Here is a 17,719-nt window from a genome sequence, read left to right as displayed (position 1 = left end):
CACGTCCCTAGCTTCTTCCCACGGGCCGTTGCGCGGCAATGGCCGCAGGCGTCAAACCGATTGGCGGAAAGTGTCAGCCGCGCGCGGCTGGGCCGCGGGGCCGCAGCTCAGGCGATTGCGGCGGTATTCGCCCGGCGAGACGCCGGTCCATTTCTTGAACGCGCGGTGGAAGGTGCTGGGTTCGGAAAAGCCCAGGCGTTCGGCGATGTTCATCAGCGAGAGATCGTGGCGGTCCAGGTATTCGAGCGCCACGTCGCGCCGCAGATCGTCCTTCAGCGCCTGGAAGCCTTGCCCTTCCTCGCGCAAGTGCCGCCTGAGCGTCTGCGGCGTCATGGCCAGCTGCGCGCTGACCTGGGCCAGCGAGGGCAATTCCCTGGCAAGGTCGTTGCGCAGCTGGCGGCGGATGCGGTCGGTCAGACTGGTGCGGGCCTGGTATTTCACCAGCAGGTCGAACGGCGCGGCGGCCAGGAACGGCTTGAGCGTCTGCGTGTTCTGCACCACCGGCAGCATCAGCCAGCGCGACTCCAGCCGCAGGCCTGCCGCCGGCTGGCCGTAGCGCACGGGGGCGTGGAAGAGCTTGTGCGCATCGGCGCTGCGGGTGCCGCTGCGGTAGTCCACGCCCAGGATGGGGATCCTGCGCGCCGCCAGCCAGTTGGCCACGCCCAGGGTGAAGAACAGGAAGGAGCGTTCGCCATACCAGCGCGCGCAGCTGCTGGGACTGCGGGAATCGAGCACGATGCGCGCATGCTCGCCGTCGACGCACAGGCGCGCCGTGAAGTCCCGCAGCACGCCGTGGTAGTGGCGGAACGCCGCGCGCAGCGCCTGTCCCACGGTGCTTTCCTGCAAGGCGAGCCGGCAGGCCTGGTCGAACGCGCCCAGGGGGACCGGGTGCTGCCCCATGCCGAGGAAGTCGTCCCGGGTGACACGGCGCAGCATCCGCAGGATCTGCGCGAACTGCGCCTGCGTCACCCGCGCCATCGGCGCTTGCAGCAGGGCGGGCGGCACATCGGCTCGCGTCAAGACCTGGTCCACGTCCACGCCGCGGCTGCGCGCGCCTTGCAGGATCTGGGAGATGTGTCCCACGGCGATGGTGTGATGGGTCATGGCGGGCTCCAGCGGTTGGGCAGGCGTCGACAGGATCGATGGTAGCCAAAGCGGTCGTGCGCAGGAACGGCTGGCATGAGCATTCCGGCCAAGCGGAATCAGCGAATCCGCCATTGGTCTGCCGGAAAGCCGCGGCTAGTCTGGCTCCAGCCCCGGACGGGCATGCCACTTCGTATTTACGGGAGCCCCTCTTTGGATACGCCGAACTCCGCACCGCTTGCCGGCGTCAGGATCCTGGACCTGTCGCGGCTGTTGCCCGGTCCCCTGGGCGCGCAGTATCTGGCCGACCTGGGCGCCGATGTCATCAAGATCGAAGACACCCAGGGCGGCGACCCTGTGCCGCCGGCGCTGCGCGCGCTGTGCAACCGCAACAAGCGCGGACTGCGGCTGAATCTCAAGGAGCCCGAAGGGCAGGCCGCGCTGGCCGCGCTGGCGCGCAGCGCGGACGTGGTGATCGAGAGTTTCCGGCCCGGCGTGGCTGCCCGGCTGCGCGCCGACTACCGCAACCTGGCGGCGCACAATCCCCGGCTGGTGTATTGCAGCATTACAGGTTACGGGCAGGATGGTCCGCAACGCGATGCTGCCGGCCATGACCTGAACTACGCGGCTTGCGCCGGTGTCGCCGAGCAGACCGGTTGCGGACCGGACCAGCCGGCGCTGTCCAACCTGCCGGTGGCCGACATACTGGGCGGGTCGCTGACCGCCGTCATGGGCATCCTGGCCGCGCTGTACGACGCCCAGCGCAGCGGGCGCGGCCGCTACATCGATATCGCCATCGCGGAGGGCCTGCTGGCGGGCGCCGTCGTGCCGCTGGCCACGCTCAATGCCCGGGGCGATACGCGGCCGGCGGGCGCCGATACCTTGTCGGGCGGACTGGCCTGCTATGGCCTGTACCGGACACGGGACGCGCGCTATCTGGCGCTTGCCGCGCTGGAGCCGAAATTCTGGATGGCGCTGTGCCGTCGCCTGGAGCGGCCGGACCTGGCGCCGCTGCACCGCAACGGCGACGCGGCGCAGCAGGCGCGAGTGCGCGGCGAATTGCAGCGACTGTTCGGCGCCCGTTCGCTGGCGGAGTGGCTGGAACTGCTGGACGGCGCCGACTGCTGTGTATCGCCGGTGCTCAAGCTGGCGGAAAGCCTGGCGCATCCGCAGTTCGCCGCCCGCGACATGTTCGTGCATACCGAGCATGCGACCTATGGCCGCAACGTCCACGTGGCCAGTCCCGTGAAGATGTCGGGATTCCAGTTCGCCATCCATCGCCAGGCCCCGCTGCCGGGCGAACACACCGATCAGATCCTGCGCGAAGCCGGCTACGGCGAGCCGGACATCGCCAGCCTGATCGGGCGCGGCATCGCGCTGTAGGGACATACGGCTGCCGCGCCCGGACCCGCAAGCCCCAAGACCAGGACGGAGAACCTCATGACTGATCATTCCCACAGCCCTTCCTCGCCGCGACGACGCAGCCTGCTCAAGCTGGGCGCGGCCTTGCCCGCCGCGCTGGCCCTGGCCGGGCCGGCCCGCGCCGCCGGCTTTCCATCACGCCCTGTCACGCTCATCGTGCCGTTTCCCGCGGGCGGGGCGACTGACACGCAAATGCGCGCGCTGGCGGTCGCAGCCTCGCGCGAACTGGGGCAGACAGTCATCATCGCCAACCGGCCGGGCGCGGGCGGCACGCTGGGGCCCGCGGCCATGGCGAATACCGCCGCGCCGGACGGCTATACGGTGTCGGTGGTCGTGGGTACCTTGTTTCGCTATCCCTTCCTGCAGCAGGTCAGCTACGACCCGCTCAAGGATTTCACCTATATCGCCTGCATGACCGCCTATTCGTACGCCATCGTGGTGCGGCAGGATGCGCCCTGGCGCAACCTGCAGGAGTTGATCGCCGACGCGCGCGCCCAGCCCGACAGGATCAGCTATGGCGGCACCGGCACGGGCGGATCGGGTCGGATCGCGATCGAGCGCCTGTCGCGGATGACCGATACCCGCTTCAATTTCATTCCGTACAAAGGCGCGGCCGAAGAAACCACGGCGCTGTTGGGCGGCCATATCCAGATGGTGGCGGACGCGGGCTGGGGGCCGATGGTCGATACCGGCAAGGCGCGCCTGCTGGCGGTGCTGGGCGAGGCCCGCGCCAGGCGCATGCCCGATGTGCCGACATTGACGGAGCTGGGCTACCCCATCGTCACGGCCAATCCGGTGGGGATCGCCGGCCCGAAGGGCATGGATGCCGAGGTCGTGCGCAGCTTGCAGCAGGCGTTTCATCGCGCTTCCCGCGATCCGGAATACAACCGCGCCCTGGAAAACGCGGACCAGCCACACATGCTGATGGACAGCGCCGCCTATACCGATTTCGCGGTTCGGCAGGTGGCGGAGGAAAGGAGGTTCGTGGCCGAGCTGGGCCTGAAGATGCCGTGAGCGTGCGCGCGGATGTTGGGGAGGGCGGGGATCAGGCGCGCGCTTGAAATGAAAAAAGGGCCTTTCGGCCCTTTCTCAATATCCGCAGGCATGAAAACCTGCGGATCAGAATTTGGAGCGGGAGACGAGTCTCGAACTCGCGACCTCAACCTTGGCAAGGTTGCGCTCTACCAACTGAGCTACTCCCGCATTGGTTCCCTCTGGGCGGCTGGCTTGCGCCAACTGCTTGCGGAAACCGCATTTTTTATTGCGTGCCGACGAATCGTGATCCTGCCGGCTGTCGCGCTGATCAACTTGGTTATCGATCAGAAGGCGCGCATCTTACATGATTTTTTTGAGCTTGTCTTGCCAGCGGGTTTTTATTCCACCGGGTTTGCCAAGTTTGCCTTTCGTTGACCATTGGTTCGCAACGAGCGGAAAACCGGAAAACTCAATCAAGTAATATGAGCGAAGACAGAAACTATAGCAACCCCGCAGCACCCATGTCAAATTCCCCTGCCATGCCTGACGCGAAAACCACGCTGTTCCCGGTCGCCCAGGATCTTTCCGGCCTCAACACCCTGGGCCTGGCGTCCCGCGCCGGGGCCTGCGTGACGCTGGATCAGCCGTCGCAATTGCCAGCCTTGTCGGCCTTGGCGCGGGAGCGCGCGCCGCTGCTGGTGCTGGGCGGCGGCAGCAACGTGGTGCTGCCCGAAACCGTGCCGGGACTGGTGGCGCGGGTGCGCTTCCAGGGCGTCCGACTGCTGGAAGCGCGTCCCGACGCCTGGCTGGTCGAGGCGGCGGGCGGCGAGAACTGGCACGGTTTCGTGTCGACCTGCGTCGAGCAGGGCTGGGACGGACTGGAAAACCTGGCGCTGATCCCGGGTACGGTGGGGGCGTCGCCGGTGCAGAACATCGGCGCCTATGGCGTCGAGCTGGACCAGCGCTTTCACAGCCTGACTGCCTGGGATGTGCAACAGGCGCGCATGGTGGAGATGTCCGCGGCGGACTGCTGTTTTTCCTACCGGGACAGCCGTTTCAAGCACGACGCGCCGGGCCGATGGGTCATCGTCAGCGTGCGCTTCGTCTTGCCCCGGCCGTGGCGGCCGGTGCTGGCGTATCCGGACCTGCAGCGCCACGAACATCTGTCGCGGACGGCGTCGCCGACGGCCAGGGATATCTTCGACGCGGTCTGCGAGATCCGCCGCGCCAAGCTGCCCGATCCGGCCGTGACCGGGAACGCCGGCAGCTTCTTCAAGAACCCCATCGTGTCTGCGGCGCGGCGCGATGAACTGCTGGCGCGTTTCCCCGGCCTGGTTTCCTATGCGCAGCCCGACGGCAGCTACAAGCTGGCCGCCGGCTGGCTGATCGACCAGTGCGGCTGGAAGGGGCGCAGTCTGGGCGCCGCCGGCGTGCATGACCGCCAGGCGCTGGTGCTGGTGAACCGGGGCGGGGCCACCGCGGCCGACATCATGGCGCTGGCCGGGGCCATCCAGGAATCGGTGGCCGCGCGCTACGGCGTGGCGCTGGAACCCGAGCCGGTACGGGTCTGAGCCGCGCATTCGGCGCGGCGGTCCTGCAAAAAGGAAAAGGCTCCCGAGGGAGCCTTTTTCATGCGCCGGCTTGCCCGGTCGGGCACTGCCGCGCCGCCAGCGGCGGCCTGGACGGCCGCTTAGAGACCCAGCACCGATTGCATGTCGTACAGGCCGTTGTGCTTGTCTTCCAGGAAGCGCGCGGCGCGCAGCGCGCCCTGCGCGTAGGTGACGCGGCTGGACGAACGATGCGTGATCTCGATGCGTTCACCGATGCCGCAGAACGACACGGTGTGGTCGCCCACGATGTCGCCGCCACGCAGCACCGAGAAGCCGATGGTGCCGGGCTTGCGCACGCCGGTGTCGCCGTGGCGGCTCCAGGTGGCGACGTCCGGCAGCGCCACGTCCCAGGCCGAGGCGATGGTCTCGCCCATCTTCAGGGCGGTGCCCGAGGGCGCGTCGACCTTGTTGCGGTGGTGGGCTTCGAACACTTCGACGTCATAGCCCGAATTCAGGATGCGGGCGGCCATGTCCAGCAGCTTGAGCGTGGCGTTCACGCCCACGCTCATGTTGGGCGCGAAGACGATGGCGGTCTTCTGGGCGGCGACCTCGATGGCGGCGCGGCCGGCCTCGTCGAAGCCGGTGGTGCCGATGACGGCCTTCACGCCATGGCGTACGCAGGCCTGCAGATGCTCCAGCGTGCCCTCGGGGCGGGTGAAGTCGATCAGGCAGTCGGCGCCGGATAGCGCGTCCAGGTTGTCGGTGATGGCGACGCCGGTCTGCTTGCCCAGCGGGGCGCCGGCGTCCTGGCCCAGCGAGGCCGAGTCCTTGCGGTCCAGCGCCACCGCCAGTTCCAGGCCGTCGGCGGCGAGGACGGCTTCGATCAGCATCTGGCCCATGCGGCCGCTGGCGCCTGCGATTGCAATACGCATGTGGGAATTCCTTGGTGTCAGCGCAGCGGCTCGGGCGCGTTGCCCGGCTGGCCGGGGTATTGGGTGGCGGGGTCGACAGGCGCGGCGCTGTCGCGCTTCTTGGCGTCCTGCTCTTCCTTCAGGCGGGCTTCGTCTTCGTTCAGACGCTTCTCGGCCTTTTCGTCACCCTGGGCGCTGGGCGTGTTGATCTGGTAGGGCTGCAGCTCGGGCTGCTTGTCGCCTTCCCAGCGGACCAGGCGGTCGTTCTCGAACCAGACCGTGAACTTGCGCTCCTGGGCGTCGCCGTAGCCGGGCTTGAAGTAGTACGGGTAGTCCCAGCGGTCGGCGTGCAGCACGCTGGTCAGCGTGGGGCTGCCCAGCGCGAAGCGCACCTGCTCGCGGGACATGCCGGGCTGCAGCAAGGCCACCTGTTCCTGGGTGATCCAGTTACCCTGCTGGACGCCCGCCTTGTACGGGAAACCCCATTTGCCGGACGAGCAGCCCGCGAGGGCGAAGGCCAGGGCGGCGACGGCCAAGCCGGTCTTCAGCGAACGGGAGGGAATTCGTGCAATCATGGACACTACGCGCCCCTATTATTTGGAAGCAGACAAAACCGTTATCATAAAGGTTTCATAAGGATAGTTCCGCGGGGCGGCATGAATTCCGGGCGGCCCGCTTGCGGTTTTCCCCTGATCCTTGCCCATGCCAACGCGGACGGAGAGCGATTACACCATGACCGACCAAAGCGAACTGAAAAACATGGGGCTGAAGGCGACGTTCCCGCGCCTGAAGATTCTTGATATTTTTCGCAAATCCGACCAACGGCACCTCAGCGCCGAAGACGTGTACCGCGCCCTGATCGGCGAGAACGTCGAGATCGGCCTGGCCACCGTCTACCGCGTGCTGACCCAGTTCGAGCAAGCCGGCATCCTGGCCCGCAGCCAGTTCGACAGCGGCAAGGCCGTGTTCGAGCTGAACGACGGCGACCATCACGACCACCTGATCTGCACCAACTGCGGCAAGGTCGTGGAATTCTCGGATCCCGACATCGAAAAGCGCCAGCAGAAGGTCGCCAAGGACAACGGCTTCGCGCTGGAAAGCCACGCCATGGTGCTGTACGGCATCTGCGGCAGCTGCCTGAAGGGCCGCTGAACCCTCCTGTGTCCGGGCTTGGGCTTCGCGCCCGGACGCAGCAAGCCTGATTCCCCCCGATTCGCGCCGCGCTCGTCGCGAATCGGTGAAATCAAAAGCCCCTTCCATTGGAAGGGGCTTTTTTTATCGTCAGCGCGAGGCGCCGAGCGCCAGGCGCGCCTGACGGCAGGTCTGGGTCAGCGCGTGGCCTGGACGGCGCCTTCCAGCATTTCGCGCGCGTGTTCGCGAGTGGTGGCGGTGAGCTTGATGCCGCCCAGCATGCGGGCGATTTCCTCGACGCGGGCGGCGTCGTCCAGCGCCTCGATGCTGGACCGGGTGGTGCCGCGCGATTCCGCCTTGCTGACCAGGAACTGGCTGTTGGCGCAGGCGGCGACCTGGGGCAGGTGGGTCACGCACAGCACCTGATGCCGCTCGCCCAATTCGCGCAGCAGCTTGCCGACCACTTCGGCCACCGCGCCGCCGACGCCGCTGTCGACTTCGTCGAAGATCAGCGTGGGCACGCGCGCCGCGCGGCTGGCGATGACAGACAGGGCCAGCGAGATGCGCGACAGCTCGCCGCCCGAGGCCACCTTGGCCAGGGGGCGCGGCGAGGTGCCGGCATGGCCGGCCACCAGGAATTCCACCTGTTCGTTGCCGTGCGCGGACGGCGCGGCGGCGGACAGCGTCGGCTCGAAGCGGCCGCCTTGCATGGCCAGCGTCTGCATGGCCTGGGTGACCAGCTTGCCGAGGTCCTTGGCGACCTTGCGCCGCGCCGTGCCGAGCTTGGCAGCCGCGGCGTCGTAGCGCGACTGGGCGGCCTGGGTCTGCTCGCGCAGGCTGTCGATGTCGGCGGCGGCCTGCAGGGCCGACAACTGCGTGTGCAGGTCTTCGCGCAGGCCGCAAAGCCCGTCGGGTTCGACGCGGAACTTGCGCGCCGTCTCGAACACCGCGCTCAGGCGGGCCTCGACGTCGGCCAGCCGCTGCGGATCCAGGTCGACGCGGCTGACGTAGTTATTCAGGTCGGACACGGCTTCGCTGACGGCGATGCGGGCCGATTCGATCTCGTCGACCATGCCCTGCAGGCCGGGATCGTGGCGCAGCATGTGCTGCAGCCGCTGGCCGGCCGCATTGAGCCGGTGATGGGCCGAATCGCCGTCGCCGTCCAGCGCTTCCAGGATCTGGCCGGCGCCGTCCAGCAGCGACTGCGCGTGCGACAGCCGCGTATGCTCGGACTGCAGCGCGTCCCATTCGTCCTGGCCCAGGTCCAGGCGGTCGAGTTCTTCCACCTGCCATTGCAGGCGTTCGCGTTCGGCGGCCAGGCCGGCGGCGTCCTTTTCGGCGGCTTCGAGCTGGCGGGCCAGCGCGCGCCAGAGCTTCCAGGCCTGGCCCACGGATTGGCGCAGTTCGCCATGGCCGCCGTGCGCGTCCAGCAGGTCGCGCTGCGCGTCCGGGCGCATCAGGCTCTGGTGGGCGTGCTGGCCGTGGATGTCGACCAGGCTGTCGCCCAGCTCGCGCAGTTGCGCGACGGTGGCGGGCGTGCCGTTGATGTAGGCGCGGCTGCGTCCCTGGGCGTCGATCACGCGGCGCAGGGCCAGCTCTTCGTCGGCGTCGAATTCGCGTTCGGCCAGCCAGGGGCGCAGCGCCGCGGGCGTGTCGAAGACGGCGGAGATGTCGGCGCGCGCCGCGCCCTCGCGCAGCACGCTGGCGTCGCCACGCTCGCCCAGCGCCAGGGCCAGGGCGTCGACGAGGATGGACTTGCCCGCTCCGGTCTCGCCGGAAAACACGGTGAAGCCCGGGCCGAAATGGATCTCGGTCTGTTCGACGATGACGAAGTCGCGGATATGCAGGGTGCGCAGCATGGGGGGCGCTAACTACTCTACGTTGTCGGTGGCCTGCGGCATCAGGTTCCAGTGCAGCTTGCGGCGCAGGGTGGAGAAGAAACTGTAGCCTTCGGGATGCACGAAGCGGACATTGTGGCGCGAGCGCTGCACCACGATGCGGTCGCCGGGCTGCAGGTCGGACCAGGTCTGCATGTCGAAGTGCACGCTGGCGCCCACGCCCACGCGTCCCATGGCGGTCAGGGTCATGTTGAGCACGCCGCTGTCGGGAATGACGATGGGACGGTTGGACAGCGTCTGCGGCGCCACCGGCACCAGCACCATGGCGTTCATGCCCGGATGCAGGATGGGGCCGTTGGCCGACAGCGCGTAGGCGGTCGAGCCGGTGGGCGTGGCGATGATCAGGCCGTCGGCGCGCTGCGTGTACATGAAGGCACCGTCGAGTTCGACGCGGACTTCGATCATGCCGCCGCGGCCGGCGCGGTTGAGCACCACGTCGTTCAGCGCGGTGGCGGAATACAGTTGCTGTTCGCCACGCCAGGCGCTGCCCTCGAGCAGCATGCGTTCCTCGATCTGGAAGCTGCCTTCCAGCACGCGCGCCAGCGCGGCCTGCGAGTCCTGCAGCGGGATGTCGGTGATGAAGCCCAGGCGTCCGTGGTTGATGCCGACCAGCGGCACGCCGAAAGGCGCCAGGTGGCGCGCCGCGCCCAGCACGGTGCCGTCGCCGCCCATGACCACTGCCAGCGAGGCGTTCTGGCCGATCTCTTCGAGCGAGGCGGCGGGGAATTCGGTGAGCCCGGTGTTGCGCGCCGTGTCGGCGTCGACCAGCACCTGCCGACCGGCCTGCCTGAGCGCGAGCGCGAGCGCCCGCAACGGTGCGTCCAGGCCGGTGTCCTGGTATCTGCCGATCAGGGCGACGGTGGGAAAGTGCATGGCTGCGAGCGGGTCAGAAAAGGCGACGTTGGAAAACGCGACACTTGCCCGGAATGGGCCAGTTTGCCGATTATATGGGGCCGCATATACGCTTGCGGGACAAAAATCGCCTCAATTGGAAAAGATTCCCTAAAATACCCGCCATGGACGACCGTGCACGCGCGTTACTGAAGGCGTTGATCGAACGCTATATCGCCGATGGACAGCCCGTGGGTTCGCGGACGCTATCCAAAGTCTTCGATCTTTCCCCGGCCACGATCCGCAACGTCATGGCGGACCTCGAAGAGCTGGGCCTGATCCACAGCCCCCACACCTCGGCCGGGCGCGTGCCGACGCCGCGCGGCTATCGCATGTTCGTCGATTCCCTGCTGGCGGTGCAGTCGTACCAGCTCGAGCCCCGCAACATGGGCGAGATGCTGTCGGCGGCCGAGCCCACCCGGGCCGTCAACGCCGCCGCCGCGCTGCTGTCCAACCTGACCCAGTTCGCCGGCGTGGTGCTCACGCCCAAGCGCGCCCAGGTGTTCCGCCAGATCGAATTCATCCGCCTGTCCGACAAGCGCGTGCTGCTCATCATCGTCACGCCGGACGGCGACGTGCAGAACCGCATCCTGTTCGTGCAGCGCGACTACGCCGAGTCCGAGCTGCTGGAGGCCGGCAATTTCTTCAACGTCCATTTCGCCGGCAAGTCCTTCGACGCCGTGCGCCGCACGCTGTCCACCGAACTCGCCCAGCTGCGCGAGGACATCTCGCGCCTGATGCAGGCCGCGGTCGAGGCCAGCGCCGAGGCGGCCGAGGACGGCGACGCCGTGGTGATCTCAGGCGAACGCAAGCTGCTGGACGTGACCGACATCGCCTCCGACATGGACCGGCTGCGCAAGATGTTCGCGCTGTTCGAGAAAAAGACCGACCTGCTGCAGCTGCTGGACGTGTCCAGCCGCGCGCAGGGCGTGCAGATCTACATCGGCGGCGATTCCCAGCTGGTGCCGATGGAAGAGGTGTCCGTCATCACCGCGCCCTACGGGGTCGACGGCAAGGTGGTCGGCACCCTGGGCGTGATCGGCCCGACCCGCATGGCCTACGAGCGCGTCATTCCCATCGTGGACATCACGGCGCGCCTCCTGTCCAACGCGCTCAGCCACAACCAGTAGTTCCCAGTCAAAGCTGCATCCTCCTCGCGGAGGAAGGGGAGTTTTTGTGTTTCTTCGCCTGTTCAAGTGTCTGTGGCCTGAACGCTACCTGCCCGAGCCGGAGCAGGACGATCCCTTCAACGAGGATCCGCCGCCGCGCGCGCCGGGCAAGGTCGGCGTGCTGCTGGTGAACCTGGGCACCCCGGACACGCCCACGGCCCGGGACATCCGCAAGTACCTGGGCGAATTCCTGTCCGACCCGCGCGTGATCGAAATCCCGCGCTATCTGTGGAAGCCGATACTGCACGGCCTGGTGCTGACCATGCGTCCGAAAAAGCTGGCGCCGCGTTACGCCGGCATCTGGCTGCAGGAGGGCTCGCCGCTGATGGTCTACAGCCGCCGCCAGGCCGAGGGCGTGGCCGCGGCGTTGCGCGAGGCGGGCGTGGAAGCGACGGTGGAACTGGGCATGCGCTACGGCAACCCGTCGATCCCGGACGCGATCAGCCGGCTGCGCGCGCAGGGCTGCGAGCGCATCCTGACCGTGCCGCTCTATCCGCAGTACGCCGCCAGCACCACCGCCACCGTGGTGGACGCCGTGACCCGCCACGCCGGCCGCCTGCGTGACCAGCCCGAGCTGCGCTTCATCAAGCGCTTCCATGAAGATGCGTTCTATCTGGACGCGCTGGCCGGCAGCATCGAAGCCTATTGGCGCGAGCATGGCCGTCCGCAGAAGCTGGTGATGAGCTTCCACGGCCTGCCGCGCTACTCGATCGAGCTGGGCGATCCCTACTACCGCGACTGCATGGAAACGGCGCGGCTCGTGTCGCAGCGCCTGTCGCTGCCGCGCGAGCAGATCGAAGTCACCTTCCAGAGCCGCTTCGGCGCGGCCCGCTGGCTGGAGCCCTATACCGAGCCCACGCTCAAGATGCTGGCTGCCGCCGGCGTGACGGACGTGGACGTGGTGTGCCCCGGTTTTGTGGCAGACTGTCTGGAAACCCTGGAGGAAATCAGCCAGGAATGCCGCCATGCCTTCCTCGGCGCTGGCGGCAGGCAGTTCCGCTACATTCCCGCCCTGAACGACGATCCGGCCTGGATCGCCGGCCTGGCAGGCTTGACGGCCAGGCATCTGCAAGGGTGGGGCGCGCACTCACCGACTTGAAGGAGCAGGCTCATGCATCATGATCCCAAGACTGGCAAGACCGTGAAAAAGGGGACGGTAGCTACCCCGGTGGACGAGGATCAGGTCGAGCATGAGCTGGACGAGGCGCTGGCCGAGACCTTTCCCGCCAGCGACCCCATCGCCGTCCATCCCGAGCCGGAAACGGACGAGGCCCGGGTCGACCGGGCGCTGAAGGACAGCTTTCCCGCCAGCGACCCGGCCGCGCCTGCCCAGCCGCACAGGAAAAAGTAAGGCGACCCCAATTTTCCGCAAAGGTTCCGCCGCCGGGGAATATTTCGCTATCCCGGGCTTGAAATAGGGGTATTGGCCCCCATTCATGTCTGCGAAAGCCATTCTTTTTGGAGGATTCCCCATGACGGCACCCCACGAGCCCGCAGACCAGACGCCCGAGCACGGCGCCGCCGCCGACGCGGCCCCCGCCGCCCAGGACGACCTGCTGGCCGAGCTGAACGAGCTGCGCGCCCAGCTGGACGCCGCCCAGGCCACCGTCAATGAACAGCATGACCAGCTGCTGCGCGTGCGCGCGGAAGCCGAGAACGTGCGCCGCCGCGCCCAGGAAGACGTGTCCAAGGCCCGCAAGTTCGGCATCGAGTCGTTCGCCGAGAGCCTGGTCCCGGTCAAGGACAGTCTGGAAGCCGCGCTGGCCCAGCCCGAGCAGACCGTGGATACCCTGCGCGAAGGCGTGGAGGTGACCCTGAAGCAGCTGGCCGCCGCCTTCGAGCGCAACCTGCTCAAGGAAATCGCGCCTGCCCAGGGCGACAAGTTCGATCCGCACCTGCACCAGGCGATTTCGTCGGTGCCGGCCGATCAGCCCGCCAACACCGTGCTGCAGCTGCTGCAGAAGGGCTACGCCATCGCCGACCGCACGCTGCGGCCCGCGCTGGTGGTGGTGTCCGCCGGCCAGGGCTGAAACCGGACGGCCCCCCAGCCATGAGCGCGACCCATTTCGACCCGGCCAGCTTCTTCGAGGCCTTCGGCATGCGCCACGTCGATTCCGCCGGATTCGACGCGGCCGTGGTCCAGGCGCCGGGCGACGATCTGCGCTGCGTGTTCCTGTGGGGGCAGGACTGCTACAACTGCAATATCTTCAAGCAGACCGCCCTGTTGCACCGGGACGCGCTGCTGGAATTGGATCTGAGCTGGTTCGAGGCCGACGTCTACGCGGACGAGCCGCTGGGCCGGCGTTTTTCGCTGCATGGCGTGCCCACCTTCGTGCTGTACCGGGCGGGCAAGCGGCTGGGACGCATCACCGGCTGGCCGGGCCTGCCCCAGTTCACGGCGGCGATCCGCCGGCTGCGTGAGCCGCCTCCGGAAAATTCCGCCGGGACGTCTTGAAAAACCCTGCCGGCGGCCCCAGTTATGCGGGGACAGTAAATTTTCTCTATTTTCATAGATATACATTCAAGGTAAACCCACCATGAGCAAAATCATCGGCATCGACCTGGGCACGACCAACAGCTGCGTGGCTGTCATGGACGGTGGGCAGGTCAAGATCATCGAAAACGCCGAAGGCGCCCGCACCACGCCTTCCATCGTCGCCTACATGGACGACGGCGAAACCCTGGTCGGCGCCCCGGCCAAGCGCCAGGCGGTGACCAACCCCAGGAACACGCTGTACGCGGTCAAGCGCCTGATCGGCCGCAAGTTCGACGAAAAAGCGGTGCAGAAGGACATCAACCTGATGCCCTATGCGATCGTCAAGGCCGACAACGGCGACGCCTGGGTGGAAGTGCGCGGCAACAAGATGGCGCCTCCCCAAGTGTCGGCCGACGTGCTGCGCAAGATGAAGAAGACCGCCGAGGACTACCTGGGCGAGGAAGTGACCGAGGCCGTCATCACCGTGCCCGCGTACTTCAACGACAGCCAGCGCCAGGCGACCAAGGACGCCGGCCGCATCGCCGGCCTGGAAGTCAAGCGCATCATCAACGAGCCGACCGCGGCCGCGCTGGCCTTCGGCCTGGACAAGAACGAGAAGGGCGACCGCAAGATCGCCGTCTATGACCTGGGCGGCGGCACGTTCGACGTGTCCATCATCGAAATCGCCGACGTGGATGGCGAGAAGCAGTTCGAAGTGCTGTCGACCAACGGCGACACCTTCCTGGGCGGCGAAGACTTCGACCAGCGCATCATCGACTACATCATCTCCGAGTTCAAGAAGGAACAGGGCGTTGATCTGTCCAAGGACGTGCTGGCCCTGCAGCGCCTGAAGGAAGCCGCCGAAAAGGCCAAGATCGAACTGTCGTCGGCGCAGCAGACCGAGATCAACCTGCCGTACATCACGGCCGACGCCTCGGGTCCGAAGCACCTGAACCTGAAGATCACGCGCGCCAAGCTGGAAGCGCTGGTCGAGGAACTGATCGAGCGCACCATCGAGCCCTGCCGCGTGGCCATCAAGGACGCCGGCGTCAAGGTCTCGGACATCGACGACGTGATCCTGGTCGGCGGCATGACCCGCATGCCCAAGGTGCAGGAGAAGGTCAAGGAATTCTTCGGCAAGGATCCGCGCAAGGACGTGAACCCCGACGAGGCTGTCGCCGCCGGCGCCGCCATCCAGGGTTCCGTGCTGTCGGGCGAGCGCAAGGACGTGCTGCTGCTGGACGTCACCCCCCTGTCCCTGGGCATTGAAACCCTGGGCGGCGTGATGACCAAGATGATCCAGAAGAACACGACGATCCCGACCCGCTTCTCGCAGACCTTCTCGACCGCCGACGACAACCAGCCGGCCGTGACCATCAAGGTGTTCCAGGGCGAGCGCGAAATCGCCGCCGGCAACAAGGCGCTGGGCGAGTTCAACCTCGAAGGCATTCCGCCGTCGCCCCGTGGCGTGCCGCAGATCGAAGTCACGTTCGACATCGACGCCAACGGCATCCTGCACGTGTCCGCCAAGGACAAGGGCACCGGCAAGGAAAACAAGATCACCATCAAGGCGAACTCGGGCCTGTCGGAAGACGAGATCCAGCGCATGGTCAAGGATGCCGAGGCCAATGCCGAGGAAGATCACCGCGTGGCCGAGCTGGCGCAATCGCGCAACCAGGCCGACGCGCTGGTGCACGCCACCCGCAAGTCGCTGACCGAGTACGGCGACAAGCTCGAGGCCGCCGAGAAGGAAAGCATCGAGGCCGCGATCAAGGACCTGGAAGCCGTGCTGAAGGACGGTGACAAGGCCGCGATCGACGCCAAGGTGGAAGCGCTGTCGACCGCCTCGCAGAAGCTCGGCGAAAAGATGTACGCCGACATGCAGGCGCAGCAGGCCGCGGGCCAGCAACAGGCCGCGGACAACGCGAAGCCGGTGGACGACAATGTCGTCGACGCCGACTTCAAGGAAGTCAAGCGCGACCACTGATGGCCAGGCTCTGACCTGCCCAGCGCCGCCCGGTAGCCGGATTTTCCGCCTACCGGGCGGACTCATTCTGTAGCACTGAAAAGAAGGCTCGCTTCCGGGCCCACCGATCATGGCAAAACGCGACTATTACGAAGTCCTGGGCGTGGCGAAGAACGCCTCGGACGACGAACTGAAGAAGGCCTATCGTAAGCTGGCCATGAAGTACCATCCGGACCGCAATCCGGACAGCAAGGAAGCTGAAGAGAAATTCAAGGAAGCCAAAGAGGCCTATGAAGTCCTGGGCGACGAGCAGAAGCGCGCCGCCTACGACCGCTACGGCCACGCCGGCGTCGACCCCAATGCCGCGGGCATGGGCGGCGGCATGGGCGGTGGCTTCGCCGATGCGTTCGGCGATATCTTCGGCGAAATCTTCGGCGGCGGCGGTGGCCGTCGCGGCGGCGGTCCGCAGGTCTATCGCGGCGCCGACCTGAAGTACGCGCTGGAAATCTCGCTGGAGCAGGCCGCGGCCGGTTTCGACACCGAGATCCGTGTGCCCAGCTGGGAAAACTGCGACACCTGCAAGGGTTCGGGCGCCAAGCCCGGCACCTCGCCCAAGACCTGCCGCACCTGCGGCGGCTCGGGCGCGGTCCGCATGCAGCAGGGTTTCTTCAGCGTGCAGCAGACCTGCCCGACCTGCCACGGCAACGGCAAGGAAATCACCGATCCCTGCCAGGCTTGCGATGGCGTGGGCCGCATCCGCCGCAACAAGACCCTGCAGGTCAAGATTCCGGCCGGCATCGACGACGGCATGCGCATCCGTTCCAGCGGCAACGGCGAGCCGGGCATCAATGGCGGTCCTCCGGGCGATCTGTATGTGGAAATCCACATCAAGAAGCACCAGATCTTCCAGCGCGACGGCGACGACCTGCATTGCGAGCTGACCATCCCGTTCACCACGGCGGCGCTGGGCGGCGAGCTGCAAGTGCCGACGCTGGGCGGCAAGGCCGAGATCTCGATCCCCGAAGGCACGCAATCGGGCAAGACCTTCCGCCTGCGCGGCAAGGGCATCCGCGGCGTGCGCGGCAGCTATCCGGGCGACCTGTACTGCCACGTGGTGGTCGAGACGCCGGTGCGCCTGAGCGACGAGCAGAAGAACATCCTGCGCCAGTTCGAGGCCTCGCTGAACGACGGCGGCGACCGCCATTCGCCGCAAAGCAAGTCCTGGACCGACCGGGTGAAGGAATTCTTCAGCTGAATCGCCGGATAGGGCGCCATTCTGGCGCCCCGGCTTGCCAATCCCCGCACGGGCATCATGCCTTGCGGGGATTTTTCATCGCAGGGCCGCCCCCAAGATGAAACGCCCCCTTGGGGGGCTGCTAGCGCCTGCAGGGCGCGCGGCCTTGGCGGCCCAATTCGATGGGCAAAAAAACCGCGGCATCTCTGCCGCGGCGGTACTGCATCCGCTTGTCGTAGCTGAAAAAACCGGCCCCGGACCATGATGCCGTCCGAGGCCGGCCGGGCTACAGCAAGCAGCTCACCGGATGGCCGGTTCAGCGCACGATCGGCGGGTATTCCAGCTCGCCGAAGGTGTACTGGCCGCTGGCCTTGGCCTGCGCCAGTTCGGCCTGCACGTCGGCGCGCGACTTCGCGGCCTTGGTCGCGGGGGCGGCGACGACGGGCGGGTATTGCAATTCGCCAAAGGTGTATTGGCCGTTGATCTTGGCTTGTTGCAGCTCATCGCTCACTTGCTGCGAGCTCAGGCTGGCGGCCTGGGGCAGGGCGGGCGGATAGTCCAGCTCGCCGAACGTGTACTGGCCGCTGGCCTTGGCTTGTTGCAGTTCGGTGGCGACTTGGGCGCTGCTCTTGGCTTGCGACAGATCGGCGGCTTGGGCGCCGGCGCCGGCCAGGGCTAGCGAAATCAGCAGGGTGGTAGTCAGGGTTTTCATGGTAGACCTCCGTGTCTTGGATTTAGGGTGCGAATCCGGCGGGTCTCCGTCGTGGTTCGTCATGTGTTCCCGATGACTGAATTCTCCGCGTTATCCCACCTGGGATAAACCCGTATTCGTTGAAAACATCTTTCCAAATAACCGAGTAATAAATTTCTTTCTCATGAATTGCCCCACAGGTGGAAGGGAGAATACCCTCGGGGCTGCTTGGCCGGCCATGGGAGATCCGGCTGGGGGCGGGGGCACCTGAGTGGGGTAGCGGCATGCGCCGCTCCGTGCGGGCAGGCAGGCGGCGCATCAC

18 protein-coding genes and 1 tRNA gene are annotated in these 17,719 nt (G+C 66.9%); 12 read left to right on the top strand and 7 right to left on the bottom strand.

The window, feature by feature from the left end; genetic code table 11:
• Positions 1–51: 51 nt before the first annotated feature.
• Complete coding sequence (locus KDH83_RS12070; protein ID WP_212315907.1) at positions 52–1,104, bottom strand: AraC family transcriptional regulator; 1,053 nt, start codon at positions 1,102–1,104, stop codon at positions 52–54.
• 192 nt (positions 1,105–1,296) lie between these two features.
• Here KDH83_RS12070 and KDH83_RS12065 point away from each other — a divergent pair, with 192 nt between their 5' ends.
• A complete protein-coding gene (locus KDH83_RS12065; protein WP_212315905.1) occupies positions 1,297–2,466 on the top strand; it encodes a CaiB/BaiF CoA-transferase family protein in 1,170 nt (389 codons plus the stop codon).
• Positions 2,467–2,523: 57 nt separating this feature from the next.
• Positions 2,524–3,519, top strand: a complete 996-nt coding sequence (locus tag KDH83_RS12060; protein ID WP_212315903.1) for a tripartite tricarboxylate transporter substrate binding protein — start codon at positions 2,524–2,526, stop codon at positions 3,517–3,519.
• A 113-nt stretch (positions 3,520–3,632) separates the two neighbouring features.
• Here KDH83_RS12060 and KDH83_RS12055 read toward each other — a convergent pair.
• Positions 3,633–3,708 (bottom strand) — tRNA-Gly (locus tag KDH83_RS12055).
• A gap of 24 nt (positions 3,709–3,732) precedes the next feature.
• Between KDH83_RS12055 and KDH83_RS12050 the strand changes: the two genes are divergently transcribed.
• Positions 3,733–3,915: a hypothetical protein gene (locus KDH83_RS12050; protein ID WP_212315900.1), complete on the top strand. Its 183-nt coding sequence runs from the start codon at positions 3,733–3,735 to the stop codon at positions 3,913–3,915.
• Between the two features lie 86 nt (positions 3,916–4,001).
• Positions 4,002–5,051, top strand: a complete 1,050-nt coding sequence (gene murB, locus KDH83_RS12045) for a UDP-N-acetylmuramate dehydrogenase (RefSeq protein WP_212315898.1) — start codon at positions 4,002–4,004, stop codon at positions 5,049–5,051.
• A 119-nt stretch (positions 5,052–5,170) separates the two neighbouring features.
• Here murB and dapB read toward each other — a convergent pair whose 3' ends face one another.
• A complete protein-coding gene (gene dapB / locus KDH83_RS12040) occupies positions 5,171–5,962 on the bottom strand; it encodes a 4-hydroxy-tetrahydrodipicolinate reductase (RefSeq protein ID WP_212315896.1) in 792 nt (263 codons plus the stop codon).
• 17 nt (positions 5,963–5,979) lie between these two features.
• The gene (locus tag KDH83_RS12035; protein ID WP_103272853.1) at positions 5,980–6,516 is read right to left on the bottom strand and encodes an outer membrane protein assembly factor BamE; all 537 of its coding nucleotides are present in this window, start codon (positions 6,514–6,516) and stop codon (positions 5,980–5,982) included.
• A gap of 157 nt (positions 6,517–6,673) precedes the next feature.
• Here KDH83_RS12035 and fur point away from each other — a divergent pair, with 157 nt between their 5' ends.
• Positions 6,674–7,093, top strand: coding sequence for a ferric iron uptake transcriptional regulator (fur, locus tag KDH83_RS12030; protein WP_103272854.1), 420 nt, complete (start codon positions 6,674–6,676; stop codon positions 7,091–7,093).
• A 176-nt stretch (positions 7,094–7,269) separates the two neighbouring features.
• On the opposite strand, the gene recN is transcribed toward fur, so the two are convergent.
• Together recN and KDH83_RS12020 are read right to left on the bottom strand one after the other, a co-directional pair.
• Positions 7,270–8,931, bottom strand: coding sequence for a DNA repair protein RecN (gene recN / locus KDH83_RS12025; RefSeq protein ID WP_212315894.1), 1,662 nt, complete (start codon positions 8,929–8,931; stop codon positions 7,270–7,272).
• Between the two features lie 12 nt (positions 8,932–8,943).
• On the bottom strand, positions 8,944–9,843 hold the full coding sequence (locus KDH83_RS12020; RefSeq protein WP_212315892.1) for an NAD kinase: 900 nt from the start codon (positions 9,841–9,843) through the stop codon (positions 8,944–8,946).
• A gap of 143 nt (positions 9,844–9,986) precedes the next feature.
• Between KDH83_RS12020 and hrcA the strand changes: the two genes are divergently transcribed.
• The 7 genes from hrcA to dnaJ all read left to right on the top strand — a co-directional run bounded on the left by hrcA (position 9,987) and on the right by dnaJ (position 16,727).
• A complete protein-coding gene (hrcA, locus tag KDH83_RS12015) occupies positions 9,987–10,991 on the top strand; it encodes a heat-inducible transcriptional repressor HrcA (protein WP_212315884.1) in 1,005 nt (334 codons plus the stop codon).
• A gap of 46 nt (positions 10,992–11,037) precedes the next feature.
• On the top strand, positions 11,038–12,129 hold the full coding sequence (gene hemH / locus KDH83_RS12010) for a ferrochelatase (RefSeq protein ID WP_212315882.1): 1,092 nt from the start codon (positions 11,038–11,040) through the stop codon (positions 12,127–12,129).
• A gap of 12 nt (positions 12,130–12,141) precedes the next feature.
• Complete coding sequence (locus KDH83_RS12005; RefSeq protein WP_103272859.1) at positions 12,142–12,381, top strand: hypothetical protein; 240 nt, start codon at positions 12,142–12,144, stop codon at positions 12,379–12,381.
• A 121-nt stretch (positions 12,382–12,502) separates the two neighbouring features.
• The gene (gene grpE / locus KDH83_RS12000) at positions 12,503–13,060 is read left to right on the top strand and encodes a nucleotide exchange factor GrpE (protein WP_103272860.1); all 558 of its coding nucleotides are present in this window, start codon (positions 12,503–12,505) and stop codon (positions 13,058–13,060) included.
• 20 nt (positions 13,061–13,080) lie between these two features.
• On the top strand, positions 13,081–13,485 hold the full coding sequence (locus tag KDH83_RS11995) for a thioredoxin family protein (RefSeq protein ID WP_212315880.1): 405 nt from the start codon (positions 13,081–13,083) through the stop codon (positions 13,483–13,485).
• 82 nt (positions 13,486–13,567) lie between these two features.
• Positions 13,568–15,493: a molecular chaperone DnaK gene (gene dnaK / locus KDH83_RS11990; protein ID WP_212315878.1), complete on the top strand. Its 1,926-nt coding sequence runs from the start codon at positions 13,568–13,570 to the stop codon at positions 15,491–15,493.
• 109 nt (positions 15,494–15,602) lie between these two features.
• Positions 15,603–16,727 (top strand): molecular chaperone DnaJ, encoded by a 1,125-nt coding sequence (gene dnaJ, locus KDH83_RS11985; RefSeq protein WP_212315876.1) that lies wholly within the window; start codon positions 15,603–15,605, stop codon positions 16,725–16,727.
• Between the two features lie 295 nt (positions 16,728–17,022).
• Here the strand turns inward: dnaJ and KDH83_RS11980 are convergent, their stop codons facing one another.
• On the bottom strand, positions 17,023–17,418 hold the full coding sequence (locus KDH83_RS11980) for a DUF4148 domain-containing protein (protein ID WP_212315874.1): 396 nt from the start codon (positions 17,416–17,418) through the stop codon (positions 17,023–17,025).
• Between the last annotated feature and the right edge of the window lie 301 nt (positions 17,419–17,719).

Origin of the sequence: Achromobacter sp. Marseille-Q0513 (genome assembly GCF_018195695.1) — a bacterium.
Taxonomy (GTDB): Bacteria; Pseudomonadota; Gammaproteobacteria; order Burkholderiales; family Burkholderiaceae_B; genus Achromobacter.
This window is presented reverse-complemented; position numbering and strand designations above follow the sequence as displayed.

What these genes read in the sequence shown, in the direction of transcription:
- KDH83_RS12070 (WP_212315907.1), bottom strand. Translation starts at nt 1,104, where the DNA reads ATGACCCATCACACCATCGCCGTGGGACACATCTCCCAGATCCTGCAA.
- KDH83_RS12060 (WP_212315903.1), top strand. Translation starts at nt 2,524, where the DNA reads ATGACTGATCATTCCCACAGCCCTTCCTCGCCGCGACGACGCAGCCTG.
- murB (WP_212315898.1), top strand. Translation starts at nt 4,002, where the DNA reads ATGTCAAATTCCCCTGCCATGCCTGACGCGAAAACCACGCTGTTCCCG.
- dapB (WP_212315896.1), bottom strand. Translation starts at nt 5,962, where the DNA reads ATGCGTATTGCAATCGCAGGCGCCAGCGGCCGCATGGGCCAGATGCTG.
- KDH83_RS12035 (WP_103272853.1), bottom strand. Translation starts at nt 6,516, where the DNA reads ATGATTGCACGAATTCCCTCCCGTTCGCTGAAGACCGGCTTGGCCGTC.
- fur (WP_103272854.1), top strand. Translation starts at nt 6,674, where the DNA reads ATGACCGACCAAAGCGAACTGAAAAACATGGGGCTGAAGGCGACGTTC.
- recN (WP_212315894.1), bottom strand. Translation starts at nt 8,931, where the DNA reads ATGCTGCGCACCCTGCATATCCGCGACTTCGTCATCGTCGAACAGACC.
- KDH83_RS12020 (WP_212315892.1), bottom strand. Translation starts at nt 9,843, where the DNA reads ATGCACTTTCCCACCGTCGCCCTGATCGGCAGATACCAGGACACCGGC.
- hrcA (WP_212315884.1), top strand. Translation starts at nt 9,987, where the DNA reads ATGGACGACCGTGCACGCGCGTTACTGAAGGCGTTGATCGAACGCTAT.
- KDH83_RS12005 (WP_103272859.1), top strand. Translation starts at nt 12,142, where the DNA reads ATGCATCATGATCCCAAGACTGGCAAGACCGTGAAAAAGGGGACGGTA.
- grpE (WP_103272860.1), top strand. Translation starts at nt 12,503, where the DNA reads ATGACGGCACCCCACGAGCCCGCAGACCAGACGCCCGAGCACGGCGCC.
- KDH83_RS11995 (WP_212315880.1), top strand. Translation starts at nt 13,081, where the DNA reads ATGAGCGCGACCCATTTCGACCCGGCCAGCTTCTTCGAGGCCTTCGGC.
- dnaK (WP_212315878.1), top strand. Translation starts at nt 13,568, where the DNA reads ATGAGCAAAATCATCGGCATCGACCTGGGCACGACCAACAGCTGCGTG.
- dnaJ (WP_212315876.1), top strand. Translation starts at nt 15,603, where the DNA reads ATGGCAAAACGCGACTATTACGAAGTCCTGGGCGTGGCGAAGAACGCC.
- KDH83_RS11980 (WP_212315874.1), bottom strand. Translation starts at nt 17,418, where the DNA reads ATGAAAACCCTGACTACCACCCTGCTGATTTCGCTAGCCCTGGCCGGC.